The 13830-nt window shown below is 62.9% G+C and carries 11 protein-coding genes; 7 read left to right on the top strand and 4 right to left on the bottom strand.

All coding sequences use genetic code 11. The features are described from left to right. Nucleotides 1-79 precede the first annotated feature (79 nt). Entirely contained in the window at nucleotides 80-868 is a 789-nt protein-coding gene (locus M2375_RS15825) for a nucleotidyltransferase domain-containing protein (RefSeq protein ID WP_259168815.1), read from the top strand. A gap of 175 nt (nucleotides 869-1043) precedes the next feature. Here M2375_RS15825 and M2375_RS15820 read toward each other — a convergent pair whose 3' ends face one another. Continuing rightward, complete coding sequence (locus M2375_RS15820; RefSeq protein ID WP_259168814.1) at nucleotides 1044-1565, bottom strand: hypothetical protein; 522 nt, start codon at nucleotides 1563-1565, stop codon at nucleotides 1044-1046. A gap of 227 nt (nucleotides 1566-1792) precedes the next feature. Here M2375_RS15820 and M2375_RS15815 point away from each other — a divergent pair, with 227 nt between their 5' ends. Beyond that, complete coding sequence (locus M2375_RS15815; RefSeq protein ID WP_259168813.1) at nucleotides 1793-3028, top strand: MFS transporter; 1236 nt, start codon at nucleotides 1793-1795, stop codon at nucleotides 3026-3028. 115 nt (nucleotides 3029-3143) lie between these two features. Here the strand turns inward: M2375_RS15815 and M2375_RS15810 are convergent, their stop codons facing one another. Next, nucleotides 3144-4748: a hypothetical protein gene (locus M2375_RS15810; protein WP_259168811.1), complete on the bottom strand. Its 1605-nt coding sequence runs from the start codon at nucleotides 4746-4748 to the stop codon at nucleotides 3144-3146. A gap of 198 nt (nucleotides 4749-4946) precedes the next feature. Between M2375_RS15810 and M2375_RS15805 the strand changes: the two genes are divergently transcribed. Further along, the gene (locus M2375_RS15805; RefSeq protein WP_259168809.1) at nucleotides 4947-7139 is read left to right on the top strand and encodes a TonB-dependent siderophore receptor; all 2193 of its coding nucleotides are present in this window, start codon (nucleotides 4947-4949) and stop codon (nucleotides 7137-7139) included. Between the two features lie 123 nt (nucleotides 7140-7262). Here the strand turns inward: M2375_RS15805 and hemP are convergent, their stop codons facing one another. Further along, complete coding sequence (hemP, locus tag M2375_RS22535; RefSeq protein ID WP_404979339.1) at nucleotides 7263-7424, bottom strand: hemin uptake protein HemP; 162 nt, start codon at nucleotides 7422-7424, stop codon at nucleotides 7263-7265. Nucleotides 7425-7804: 380 nt separating this feature from the next. Here hemP and M2375_RS15795 point away from each other — a divergent pair, with 380 nt between their 5' ends. From M2375_RS15795 to gudD, 4 genes are all read left to right on the top strand, one after another. Further along, on the top strand, nucleotides 7805-9052 hold the full coding sequence (locus M2375_RS15795) for an MFS transporter (RefSeq protein WP_259168807.1): 1248 nt from the start codon (nucleotides 7805-7807) through the stop codon (nucleotides 9050-9052). A gap of 148 nt (nucleotides 9053-9200) precedes the next feature. Further along, complete coding sequence (locus M2375_RS15790) at nucleotides 9201-10202, top strand: LacI family DNA-binding transcriptional regulator (protein ID WP_259168806.1); 1002 nt, start codon at nucleotides 9201-9203, stop codon at nucleotides 10200-10202. Between the two features lie 175 nt (nucleotides 10203-10377). Then, nucleotides 10378-11373, top strand: coding sequence for a tripartite tricarboxylate transporter substrate binding protein (locus tag M2375_RS15785; protein WP_259168805.1), 996 nt, complete (start codon nucleotides 10378-10380; stop codon nucleotides 11371-11373). Between the two features lie 86 nt (nucleotides 11374-11459). Next, nucleotides 11460-12812 (top strand): glucarate dehydratase, encoded by a 1353-nt coding sequence (gene gudD / locus M2375_RS15780; protein WP_259168804.1) that lies wholly within the window; start codon nucleotides 11460-11462, stop codon nucleotides 12810-12812. Nucleotides 12813-12899: 87 nt separating this feature from the next. Here the strand turns inward: gudD and M2375_RS15775 are convergent, their stop codons facing one another. Beyond that, nucleotides 12900-13829, bottom strand: coding sequence for an alpha/beta hydrolase (locus M2375_RS15775; RefSeq protein WP_259168803.1), 930 nt, complete (start codon nucleotides 13827-13829; stop codon nucleotides 12900-12902). Nucleotide 13830: the final 1 nt, after the last annotated feature.

Here is a 13830-nt window from a genome sequence, read left to right as displayed (position 1 = left end):
TGCATCTGCACGGGGTGCCTGGCGATGCTGACAGCGGGTTAGCAGTTCCATGCGTGTGGGCTGCGCTATGCTGCCGAGCATGACCAGCGCCCATCGCAGCACCTGCACCACGACGATTGACACGCCCCCTGCCCCACCTCTGCAACCCGCGTTCGTGGCACTGGTCGATGACGCACAGGCCAGCCTGTTGCGGGCACTGGGGCCCCTGTTGCACAGTGTCTACCTCTACGGAAGTGTGTCCCGGGCCGCTGCCACGCCCGGGGTCTCGGACGTGGACCTGACGGTGGTCCTGGCCCGTCCGCTGGCCCCCGCCCAAGCCCAGGCGCTTGAGCAGCTGCGCCTGGGACTGCAGGCACGTCACCCGCAAGTGAGCAAGGTGGACTTCGATCTCGGCGTGCTGGCCGATGTGACCGATCCCGCCAATCTGTACAGCTGGGGCTACTGGCTCAAGCATGAATGCCGTTGCATCCAGGGCCAGGATCTGGGCCTGCGGTTTGCAGCCTTTGCACCTTCGCTTGCCGTGGCACAGGCCGTCAATGGCGACTACGTGCAGGTGTTGCAAGGCTACAGAGCGCGCATCGCTGCAGCGCAAGACCTGGCCACGCTACGGCAGCTGCAAAAGGAGGCGGCGAGAAAGCTGGTCCGTGCCACCAACGTGCTGCGCCCGGCCGTAGGCGGGTACTGGCCCCAGTCGCTGGATGACTATGCGCGGTATTTCTCAGACCGATTCCCGGACATGGCGGAGCGGGCCGATTTCTTTCTGGTGCATGCCAAGGCACCCTGGGCAGCGGCTGGTGTGTTCAACGAGAAATTAGACCTTTTCATCGGATGGATGCAAGGCCAACAGCAAACACCGACGCCCGTTTAGGCGGAAACAACGCTGGGTGCACAGCGACCAGGACCGGAGGAAGGCAGGATGCGCTGTTCGCAGCGGCGCAAGCAGAACTCAAAGCGGCGGACTGGAAGATCAACCAGCTGCACAGCCGCAACCTTGCGCTGGTTGCGCGGTGGCGGCTGGTGGCAGATGGCTACAGCCACCTGCGCTACTCGTCGGGTTTCGCGCTCAGCTTGTCCAGCAGATCATCCAGCGACTTGAATTCGATGGTCTCCACGCCATCGTTCTCGTCGATGGAGATGTCTTCCAGCGCCAGGCCCACACCGAGCTGCGCGCGCACCCAGCAGTCGGGAAACTGCTGCGGCGCCACGAAGGACAGCAGCACGGCATCGGCAAAAACAGCCACCGAATGCAGGCGCAGGTCGTCGCGCAGATCCCTGGGCTCGTCCACCTCATCGTCTTCTACGGCCTCTTCCACCTCCAGCGCAATCTCATCGATCAGCTGCTTCCAGCGGTCCACCGGCATCGCCAAAAACCGCTGCGTATTGGCAATGAGGGTATCCGTATCCATGACCGGGTTGTCGGCCAGCTCCGGATCGACGTTGACGGGGATGTCCGCAGCGGCCGGCTGAAACCGCACGCTGCCAACCACAAAGCCGTCGTCTGCCTCCACGTTCTGGAGAAGCTGGCTCGCCGCGATGGCGTCACGAAGATGGGCAATCTGTGTCATGGGGGCCGTCCTAGTGTTGAAGAGAATGCGGATCCGGGGGTGCCAAGGCATCATAAGCGCCCGCATTTGGCACGGTCAGCCCGCCCAGCGAATGACTGTCATTCGGCGAACTGGCAAGAACTCGATACTTCTTGTCCAAGTTACGCGATTCCGCCATCCTTGGATCACGTACGCTACCGGCTTGCTACCCATCTTGGCATTCCCTTTTGATTTGCTAAACCGCCGCCATGACCGCCGAAACCGCCACACTCAATTCAAACGCCTCACTGGCAGCGCCGGCTGCAGCCCCCCAGCAGCACGGTTTTCTATTGCCCATCGTGGGCGGCGCGGCCCTGGCGCACCTGCTCAACGACATGATCCAGGCGATGCTGCCCTCGATCTTTCCAATGCTCAAGGCCAGCTTTTCGCTGAGCTTTGGCCAGATTGGCGTGATTGCGCTGGTCTACCAGGTCACCGCATCGCTGCTGCAGCCGTGGATTGGCATGTACACCGACAAGCACCCCAAGCCCTTTTTGCTGCCTTCCGGCATGGGCATGACCTTGATCGGCATCGGCCTGCTGTCTACCGCGCAAAGCTACGAGATGCTGCTGGTGGCAGCCGCCGTGGTGGGCGTGGGCTCGGCCACCTTCCACCCCGAGGCCTCGCGCATTGCGCGCCTGGCATCAGGCGGGCGCTTTGGCACGGCGCAGTCCACCTTCCAGGTGGGCGGCAATACCGGCTCGGCCATTGGCCCGCTGCTGACGGCGGCCATCGTCATTCCGCACGGCCAGCGCGCCGTGGCCTGGTTCATGGTGGTGGCGCTGGTCGCCATCTTTGTGCTGTACCGCTTGACCATCTGGGTGCGCCACAACGGCAGCGCCAAGGCCAAGAGCCTGGCCAAAAACCATGCGGGTGAAGGCCTGAACCGCGCTGGCGTCATCCGCGCCATCACGGTGATCTGCATTCTGATGTTCGCCAAGTTTGTCTACATCGCGGCGTTCACCAACTACTTCACGTTCTATCTGATCGAGCGCTTCCAGCTGAGCGTGCAGAGCAGCCAGCTGTTTCTCTTTATGTTTCTGGCCGCTGTGGCAGCCGGCACCTTTGCGGGTGGCCCGGTCGGTGACCGCATTGGCCGCAAGGCCGTCATCTGGATCTCGTTCCTGGGCGTTGCGCCGTTTGCGCTGGCCCTGCCCTATGTGGGTTTGGTGTGGACCGCAGTGCTCGCCATCGTCATCGGCCTGGTGATGTCGTCGGCCTTTGCCGCGCTGGTGGTCTATGCGCAAGAGGCCGTGCCCGGCCGCGTAGGCCTAGTCTCGGGTTTGATGTTTGGATTGATGTTCGGCATCGGCGGCGTGGGAGCCGCTGCCCTGGGCGAGCTGGCCGATGTGCATGGCATCGTCTGGGTCTATGGCCTGACCTCGTTTTTGCCGCTGCTGGGGTTGGCGACGGCGTTTTTGCCGGATACGCGGAAGAAGCGCTGACCTGCGCTACGGTGTTCAACCACTCCCTAAGCCGCTGCAGCGCCCGCATGTGGCACGCTGCGCAGCCCAAGCTGGCTGCATAAATAGCCCAGCAGCCAAGTATGAGCCAAGCGCATCAATCATTCGACATCTTCCCCACCCCACGCCAGTTGCTGAACTGGTCTCTGAGCTGAATGGCATCACCGTCAGCCGTAAAGCCATTGAACCGCCCGTACAGACTGCCATGGACAACGGCTCTCGTCGAATCCGCATAGAGATGGCAGACATATCGTGAGAGATCGTGAGGGTTCTTCATGCATTTCACCAATCCATCATCGCTGCTAGCAGATGCTTCATTCGTAGATGAAAAGCGCACCTTCCGAAGGATGGGTATGCCTGGAGGTACTGCATTTGAAAACGCCATCGCCCATTCGCCAGCAAAGCGACTAAACGGCGTTAGCCCTTGTAAATCCAAGCGTTTGACAGGCTTGACTTCTTCACCAGGAAGCTGGAACGTGCCTTCAACATAGGGGGCAATCCTGTCTTCATTTCTGCCAGAGAATTCGATGACTGCTGCCCCGGCCTCTTGGTCATACGACACCGGTGCCGCAGCTGACGCTGGCCCGCCTAAATACCGCCCTCCCTGGTAACGCTGAATGGGTACGATCCTCGGATTTACCGTTCCCGACACCGGGTTATAGCCAATCACTGCGCTCCCCATGTGAAACGTGGACCGGCCATCGGGCAGGTAATTGAAGATCTGCAAAATTGCGACCTTGTCCTGCATATCCACACTGATCCCGCGCCCTGGCCTACCCGTCAACTCGTCAGCAAACACCCAGGTCCCGTTGGATGGCATTTGCCATTGATCACAGCCTGCAGGCATATACGCATACTCATACATGCCGCACAGGGCGATGGCCCCACCCAGGGAACCCATTGCACGCTGCACACCGGCAATCTCCAGAATATCGCCACTGCTGTTCGTGTGCATCCCCACGATCTCCGGTCCTATCATCTGAAATTTAACCTCGGCATACGGGCTTGTCGCTGCGTCTGTAGCGCGAGTTTGGCAGCTAAAAGACTGCACTCCGGGCAATCGCTGACAGTCATATGACGATCGAGAACCGCTAATGCGGGATGCCAACGAAAGTCGGTAATTCTTCCCTTCTGCTTTGCTGAGACCTGCATCCAAAAAATCTACAAAATTACCGCCCTGATCAAGAAGCAGCCACTTGCCGGTTTTACCTATATTTGTGGATTCTGGTGAGGGAGCAAGTACCGCATCATCAAAATCTGGATCGTTGACCAAAAAGCGCTCGATTTGCTTTTTTTGCTCACCAGGAAAGCGGATAGCCCCCAGGATGCCATTCAAGAAGGAAACGGTCACCATGCCTGGCGAGCCATCTTCAACCGCATCCTGCGCATTGCCTCCAAAACTACGGCCAGCTTTGTAACGCATCAACGGCGCAGTAACGGAGTCACCCTCCATTTGCCCGGTAGCGGTGTAGAAGGTGGCATCGCCATTCTTCTCGTACCCAAATACCTGCATAAAGAAGGTATTGCCTTGCACATCAATCGCCAAGCCCCGGCCCGGTTTGCCATCCAATTCTTCGGTAATGGCCCAGGTGCCTGCTTGGGGGGTGAAGCTGCGCGCGGCCCAAGCAACGGTGCAGGAAAGCGCCAGCACGGTGGACAGGATGGCGGGGCGCATCCTGTAAATAAGGCGGGTGTTATTCAATTTTGTCTCCTGGTATTCAAAGCAGTATACAAACCCTTCGCCCTTGATCCAGCGGCGAAAACTCGCCGTGCTGATGCAGGGAAACCCACCAGACCCGCAGGCTTATCCCAAAAATACAACAAAAAGTTGCAAATATGACCATGAGCAAATACGATTGAGAATGATTCTTGTTCATATATAAAGCTAAGCGTCACTCTCATGTCACACACAACAAAACGCAGACACCAGCCCAACCTGATCGTCCTGGCCTTGATGGCCGCAGCCGCCAGCTCCGGGGTATCTGCCCAACAGGCGCAGCAGGCAGCCTCCACCCAAGACGTGGGCAGTACCAGCCCCGAAGCCAGCGCGAACGCCCCCGTCAACCTGCCCCAAATCACGGTGCGCGACCGCTATGAGCGCGAAGACCTGCCCGCGCTCGCACCCGGGCGCAAGGCGGCCAAGGGTGCGCGGCTGGGCATCTTGGGTGCTACCTCGATCATGGAGGCACCCGTGCACGTCAATGCCTATACGCGCGAGTTGGCCGAGGACTGGTCGGCGCTGTCGCTGCAGGATGTGCTGGAGAACGATGCGGCCGTGGTCTTCACCACCAACAAGGGCCATTTGCTGCAGAACTTCAACCTGCGCGGGCTGGATGTGACGGCGATGGATATCGCAACCAATGGCCTCTACGGCATTGCGCCGGCCAACTCGGTACCAATCGAGATGTTTGAGCGCGTCGAGGTGATGCGCGGCCCCAATGTGCTGCTCTCGGGCATGCCGCCGCTCGCCAGCGTGGCCGGCTCGGTCAATATGGTGACCAAGCGCGCGCTGGCCCAGCCCATTGCCGATCTGACCGCCACCTATGTCTCGGATTCGTACTACCAGCTGCATGCCGACGTGGGCAAGCGCTTTGGGCCCGAGCAGCGTCTGGGTCTGCGCTTCAATGGCGTGTACGGCTCTGGCGATATGGGTGCCGAGGACGAAAAGCAAAAGCGCAATGTGGGCGCGCTGGGCCTGGATTACCTGGGTGACAACTTCCGCCTCTACCTGGATCTGTACAACAGCGTCAACAAGATCGATGGCGGCAGCCCTGGCATGTTCAGCTTTTTGGGCAGCGCGGCCATCCCCGGCGTGGGCACCCTACTGTCGCCACCCGATGGCGATGTGAACCTGTTCAAAGGCACGCACGGCAAATACGACAACAGCGGCTTGCTGGCCCGCGCCGAGTTTGACTTCAACACAAACTGGCAAGGCTATGTGGCTGCAGGCGGGTCCGAGGCCGAAGGCCAGGGCCTGCTGTTTGGCACCCGCGCCATCGTCACCGGTGCCGACGGCACCACACGCGGGGCCATCTACAACGTGCATACCAAGTCGGAACGCCGCACGGCCGAGGCCGGCGTGATCGGCAAGTTCGATACCGGCAGCGTGCAGCACCGGCTGCAGCTGTCGTTCAACATCCTCAAGCACAAGGAAGGCACGGTCAACACCGCCTGCAACTACTGCTACACGACCAATATGTACCGGCCGACTGAGCCGACCTTCCCCACCGCACCGATCTGGAAGGACTACACGACGGAGAACGAATTCCGCTCGATCGCGATTGCCGACACCATGGGCTTTGCCGATGAAAAAGTGCTGCTGACCTTGGGCCTGCGCCACCAGACGGTGAAGACGCCGCTGGTCAATGGCGTTGCATCTAACTACAGCGAAAGCCGCGTCTCGCCGATGATCGCCGCCGTGGTGCGCCCCTGGGGTGAGAATGTGGCGCTGTTTGCCAACTACACCGAAGGCCTGGAGCCCGGCCGCACCGTGGGCACCGGCTTTGCCAACCAGGGTGACACCCTCGCCCCCATGCAAACCAAGCAAGGCGAAGTGGGGGTGAAGCTGCAGGCCGGCCAGACCACCCACACCTTCAGTGCTTTCCAGATCAAGAAGCCCTCGGTCATCACCAACAGTGCCAACTTCCAGGTGCTCGATGGCGAGCAGCGCCTGCGCGGGCTGGAGTGGAGCGCGTTTGGCAAGCTGAGCGAAAGCGTGGCGCTGCTGGGCGGTGTCGAGTACATCAAGTCCAAGCAGATCAACACCGGGCTGGAGAACTATGGCGTGCCCAAGCTGCGCACCCGCATTGGCCTCGATTGGGACACCCCCGTGCAAGGCCTGTCGGTGGGTGGGCGCTTCTTCCACACCGGCTCGCAGTGGGCGGACTCGGGCAACCGCCTGAAGGTGCCATCCTGGAACCGCCTTGACGCCATGGCCCGCTACGCCACCAAGTTTGGCGCCACCCCCGTGCGCTTTAACGCCAGCGTGGAGAACCTGACCAACAAGAACTACTGGATCGGCATGTTCAACGATGGCTTTGTGATGCCGGGCGCACCGCGTACTTACCGACTGTCGGCCACCGTGTCGTTCTGATCGAGAAAAAAGTGAAGGGCTCCGGCACCAAAGTGCCAAGCCCATCAACACAACAGCCCGCTGGCATCGGATGGCCAGCGGGCTGTTTTTTATGCGGCACATAAAGGCCCAGAGGCCCTGCTTTTACTTGGTCAATATCAGCTTGCCCAGCTTGGTCGCCTGCAAGGTGTAGACCGAGCCGTTGTGGGCAATCTGCACGGTCTTGTGGCCGGCCAGCAGGCTGGCGCTGTCAACGCTGCGCACCTGCAGGTTGGCATCGTTGAGCACACGCGGTTGCAAGGCGATGCTGAGCGGCTCGGCTTGGCTGTCGCAAGCGGCAGGCGCCTGGGCAAGGTCCAAAGATTGCGGGACAGCGGGACGGCGCAGTTGCAGGGTGCGGCGGGCGCTGGTGGCGGTATGCAAAGGGGTCATGGTGGCAGTCATGGCGGTTTGGAGGGTGGTCAGACAGATGCAGCCAGATTGCTGCACCCCAAGGATGAAAGAAAAGTAGTGTTAGACAGGGTGCCCCTGCTCACACGCCCTGCCAACGCATGGGCTTGAGCGGCGCCAGCGCTACGGCGCAGCGCGGGATGACGTTCATGGCAAGAGGGGCAAATCACAGGAACGAAGTCTAGCATTGAATGCGATTGATTATCATTTAAAAACCATTCTATTGAAGGAGTCAGATGCCCGCCCCCTACACCCCCGCTGGCCCGCCCGGCTTGCCGCTGCCCGCCGCAGGCACACCCCGCTTGCGCCTGCAGCCGCTGATGTTCGAGAACTTTGTTTGCACCCTGTCGATGATGTCCTTTGTGGCGCTGATCGGCCCCATTGCCCGCTTGCTGGGGCTGGCGCCCTGGCAGGCCGGCATGGCGGTGACCGTAGGCGGCCTGGCCTGGGTGCTGCTCGCACGCCGCTGGGGCGCAGCCAGCGACCGCTGGGGCCGGCGGCCCATCTTGCTGCGCGGCTTGGGCGGCTTTGTGCTGAGCTATGCGATGTTGTGCGCCTTTATCGTGTTTGCACTGCGCACGCAGCCACCGGTATGGCTGGCCTTTGCCGGCCTGGTGCTGCTGCGCGGCATGGCGGGCGGCTTTTATGCTGCGGTACCCGCCACCGGTGCAGCGCTGATTGCCGACCATGTACCCGGCCCCCAGCGCGCCGCAGCCATGGCCACCTTGGGGGCCGCCAGCGGCATCGGCATGGTGGCGGGGCCCGGCGTAGCGGGCTTGTTGGCTGCGCACAGCCTGGAGCTGCCGCTGCTCATCACCGCCGCATTACCGGCGCTGGCCCTGCTGGTGCTGTGGCGCTGGCTGCCGCGTACCGAGCACCATGCCAACGCCGCTGCCGGCCACCTCAAGATCAGCGACCCGCGCCTGCGCCGCCCGATGGCTGTCGCCTTTTGCGCGATGTTCAGCGTGACCACGGCCCAGGTGGTGGTGGGCTTTTTTGCGCTGGACCGCCTGCAGCTGGACGCTACCGCCGCCGCACGCGCCGCCGGCATGGCACTGGCCGTGGTGGGCCTGGCACTGATCCTGGCGCAGCTGCTGGTGCGCAAGCTGACATGGACGCCCCAGCGCCTGATCCGTATGGGCTGCGGCTTGTCTGCGCTGGGCTTTGCATCCTTGCTGCTGGCCAGCACGCCTTGGGCGTTGTGGGCCGGCTATTTTGTTGCAGCTGCTGGCATGGGCTGGGTGTTCCCCTCCGTCATGGCACTGGCCGCCAATGCCGTGGGCGCGCATGAGCAAGGCGCCACCGCCGGCACCGTCGCGGCGGCCCATGGCCTGGGGATGATTTTGGGCCCGCTGGTGGGCACCATGGTGTACGCCCTGAACCCAGGCGCGCCTTATGCGCTGGTGGCGCTGCTGCTAGTGCTGCTGGCGCTATGGCCTGCGCGTGGGGCCGTGTCGGTGTTGGAGGTGGGGCGGGTGGGTTAAGCCAGCACGGTGGGCAAGCATTGGGCACGTCGTTGTTGACGCAAGGCGACTGCCGCCGTCGAAATACCAGCCGAATCCCGCTCCACAGCCCCACAGCACCTGGCATGGTCTACGATAGCGGCACTCTCCGCTCTTGCCTCACCTGCCCGTGTACCCCACTGACCGACCGTCCAATATTCAAGATGTAGCCCGCGCTGCGGGCGTGTCTGCGATGACGGTCTCGCGGGCCATCAACCACCCCGAGCGGCTCAACCCCGAAACCTTGCAGCGCGTGCGCGATGCCATCGCCAGCATGCGCTATGTGCCCAATGCGCTGGCCAGTGGCCTGCGGCTGTCGCGGGCGCGGCTGGTGGCGGCATTGCTGCCCACCTTGGTGGGGCCGGTGTTCCAGGAGCTGATCCAGTCGCTGGACCATGCGCTCAACCAGCATGGCTACCAGCTGATGATTGGCCGCACCGGCTATGACGCGGCGCAGGAGGCGGACCTGATCCGCGCCATCATCCAGCGCCGGCCCGATGGCATTGTGATGATCGGCATGGCCGCGTCGGATGAAGGCCGGGCGCTCTTGCAGGCCTCACGCATTCCGGTGGTGGAGACCTGGGACCTGGCCGATACCGCTATCGACATGCTGGTGGGCTTTTCGCACAGCGCCATTGGCGCCGCAGTGGCCGAGCATTTCATCGCCAAAGGCCACCGGCAGCTGGGCATGGTTAGCGGCAATGATGCGCGGGCCCGGGTGCGCGTGGCCGCCTATGCACAGGCAGCCCAAGCTGCGGGCCTGCCCGCAGTGACGGTGGCGTATACGCCGGCGCCCAGCACCTTGGGGGGCGGCCGGCGCGGCCTGGCAGACATAGTGGCCAAGCGGCCCGAGGTGACCGCTGTGTTCTGCAGCTCGGACACCCTGGCCTTGGGCGCCTTGATCGAAGCCCAGCACCAGGGCCTGCGCGTGCCCCAGGACCTGGCGGTGGTAGGCCTGGGCGATCAGGAGTTTGCCAAGGACACCGCGCCGCCGCTCACCACCGTGCGGCTGGATGGCACCCGCATCGGCCAGCTGGCGGCCGACATGGTGGTGGCCCGATCGCTGGACCAGCCGGTTCCTGAACGCCGCGTCGATATCGGTTTCTCCATCGCCCAGCGCAGCAGCAGCTGAGCACCCCCTCCCCCGCTCTTCGCCATCCAACAACAGCGACAACATCGGGTAATTACTGATTTCTGCAATGAGGTTAACGTTAACAATACAACAAATTCCAATGTTAACGTTAACTATTCGAAGCGAAGCATCGCTCACCGAGATTGCAGCCAACCCTCACTTGCAGGAGACAAACATGACCGCCACCACAGCAACCCCCTGGAAAAAAATTGCCGCGCTTGTCTGCGCCAGCGCTGCCGCATTGGCAACCAGCCCCAGCGCCTGGGCTTGGCCAGACAAGCCGATCACCATCGTCGTGCCCTTCCCGGCCGGGGGCGCCACCGACTCGGTGGCCCGCGCCGTGGGCAACCACCTGGGCCAGCAATGGGGGCAGACGGTGGTGGTGGAGAACAAGGCCGGCGCCACCGGCAGCATTGGCGCCACCCAGGTCTCGCGTGCGCCGGCCGATGGCTATACCTTGCTGGTCTCGTCCTTGGCACCGCTGGTGGTGGCGCCCCACCTGATCAAGGGACTGGCCTATGACCCGACCCGCGATTTCAGCTACATCACCGTGGCAGTGCAAACGGCCAATGTGCTGGTGGTCAACCCCAACCTCGCCCCCAAGGTCAACAGCGTGCAAGACGTGGTGGCCCTGCTCAAGGCCAAGCCCGATACGGTCAGTTTTGCAACCTCGGGCGCGGGCTCGTCAGACCACCTCACCGCCGAGCTGTTCTGGCAGAAGACGGGCACCAAGGGCCTGCATGTGCCCTACAAGGGCGGCGCGCCGGCCACCGCCGATTTGCTGGGCAGCCAGGTGGATATGTCGTTCCAGAACGTCAACACCGTGTTCAACCACATCAAGTCGGGCAAGCTCAAGGCCATTGCGGTGACTGGCAACAAGCGCTCCGCCGTGCTGCCCGATGTGCCGACGATGGCCGAAGCCGGCATCGACGGCATGGATGTCTATGCCTGGCAAGCCTTTGCCGCCCCCAAGAACCTGCCCGCCGACATCAAAACCAAGCTGCATGACGGCATTGTCAAAGCGCTGCACGACCCTGCTGTGAGCAAGCAATTCACCGACATGGGCCTGGAGATTGTGGGCAACAGCCCCGAGGCCTTCACCGAGTTTCAGCGCAAGGAGTTTGCGCGTTGGAAGCAGGTGATCACCACCGGCGGTATCACCGCACAATAAGCGCCAACACCACCTGGTCGTGCAGCGGCCCCCAGTCCATGCCCGCTGCACAACCTGCTTTTTAATCTTTTGTACCCACGCCCACCATGCAAGCCACCCACACCGCCACCTCCTCTTCCACCCCACGCATCACCGGCTACCGCGTGGTGCCGGTGGCCGGCCATGACAGCATGCTGCTCAACCTGAGCGGCGCCCATGCGCCGTTCTTCACCCGCAACCTGCTGATCCTGACCGACAGCGCAGGCCGCACGGGGGTGGGCGAGGTACCGGGTGGCGAGAGCATTCGCAATACCTTGGAAGATGCGCGCGAACTGATCCTGGGCCAGCCCGTGGGCAACTACAACGCCCTCTTGAACGCGATGCGCAGCAACTTTGCTGGCCGCGACAGCGCCGGCCGTGGCCTGCAGACCTTTGACCTGCGCACCACCATCCATGCCGTCACCGCCGCCGAATCGGCCCTGCTTGACCTGCTGGGCCAGCACCTGGGTGTGCCAGTCGCAGCGCTGCTGGGCGAAGGCGTGCAGCGCACATCAGTGCAGATGCTGGGATATTTGTTCTATGTGGGTGACCGCGAACTGACCGACCTGCCCTACCAAACAGCCCCCGATGAGGCCGACGACTGGAAGCGCCTGCGCCATGAAAAAGCCATGGACCCACAGGCCATCGTGCGCCTGGCGGAAGCGGCCTACGAGCGCTATGGCTTTGAGGATTTCAAGCTCAAGGGCGGCGTGCTGCGCGGCGAGGACGAGGTCGAGGCCATCCGCGCGCTGCATGCGCGCTTTCCCAAAGCCCGCATCACCCTGGATCCGAATGGCGGCTGGTTGCTCAAAGATGCAGTGCGCATCACCCGCGATCTGCACGGCATCCTCGCCTATGCCGAAGACCCCTGCGGTGCCGAAGAAGGCTTCTCCGGCCGCGAGGTGATGGCCGAGTTCCGCCGTGCCACGGGCCTGCCAACAGCGACCAATATGGTGGCCACCGACTGGCGCCAGATGGCACATTCGCTGTCGCTGCAATCGGTCGATATTCCGCTGGCCGACCCGCATTTCTGGACTATGGCCGGCTCGGTGCGCGTAGCCCAGCTCTGCCAGGCCTTTGGCCTGACCTGGGGCTCGCACTCGAACAACCATTTCGATGTGTCGCTGGCGATGTTCACCCATGTGGGCGCTGCCGCACCTGGCAAGGTCACCGCCATCGATACGCACTGGATCTGGCAGGACGGCCAGGGCCTCACCAAGCACCCGCTGCAGATCCAAGGCGGCTACATTGCGTTGCCCCAACAAGGCGGCCTGGGCATTGAGCTGGACATGGATGCCGTCGAACGCGCCCACCAGCTCTACCTGCAGCACGGCCTGGGCGCACGCGATGACGCGATGGCCATGCAGTACCTGGTACCCAACTGGCGCTTTGACAACAAGCGCCCCTGCTTGGTGCGCTAAGTAAAAGCCGCGCCGCTTTCCGCCCGCTTGGGAGGGATGGACGGCGGCCTGGTAGCGCAACGGCACTGCCGGCGCTGCGCGCTTCCCCTAACGCACCGTAAACGCAAAGCGCAGCGTGTCATTGGCCGCCTGCGCCGGCACGCTGGCATGCACCTCGTTGGGGTAGCGCTGCAGCCGCACGCGCAGGCCCCAGCCGGACAGCGCTTGCAGCCGCTCAGCCAGCATGCGGGCCGATTCGGGATCGCCATCGGCATCGCGATCGCCCACGACCACCATCAGCCGGCTGGTAGCGCCCAGCTTGCCGGCCTGCACCTTGGCGCGAAACACGCGCTCCTCGTCCAGAATGTGTTGGCCGTTCCATTCCATCGAGGGGCTGGCCGCCACAATCGCCTCGAACGCCTGCGGGCGCTCATACAGTGCATAGAGCGCAAACAGCCCGCCAAAGGAATGGCCAAACAGCGACTGCCGCTCCAGGTTGACGGGGTAGCGCTGGGCGATCTCGCTGCGCAGCTTGCCGGTCAAAAAATCCAGAAACGGCGCGCGTGCGCCGCTTTTGTATTGGGCAAAGGCCCGCACCTCGGGCGATAGCGGCTCGCGTAGCTGCGCCGTGTAGTCGGCCATGCGGCGCACATCCCAAGCCTTGTCGCCCGGGTAGCCCACCCCGACGATGATGGCCTTGCCCACGGGCAAGTAGTCCTGCACCCAGCGCGCCTGCGCAAACGAGCCAAAGTAGGCATTGCCGTCAAGCACATACAGCACCGGGTAGCCGCCCTTGGGTGGCTCACCCTTGTCGGGCGCAGACACAAAGATGCGGTAAACCTCGCCGTTGTCAGACGCCATGTCCCAGACCTGGGTGGCGGGCATCACATAGGGGCTGGCGGGTGTGGGTGCAGGGGCAGCGGCGGCGGCGGGCGCAACGCCTTCATGGGCGGCCTGCGCCCAAGCCTGCGGCGCAGTGGCCAGCAAGCCGGCCAGCAGCGCCGCGCGGGCGCCCCGATGAATCGTAGAGAAGGTCATC

It is taken from the genome of Comamonas sp. BIGb0152, assembly GCF_024809975.1.
GTDB lineage: Bacteria > Pseudomonadota > Gammaproteobacteria > Burkholderiales > Burkholderiaceae_C > Comamonas.
The sequence above is the reverse complement of the archived record's forward strand: the minus strand, read 5'-3'. Positions and strand labels throughout refer to the sequence as shown.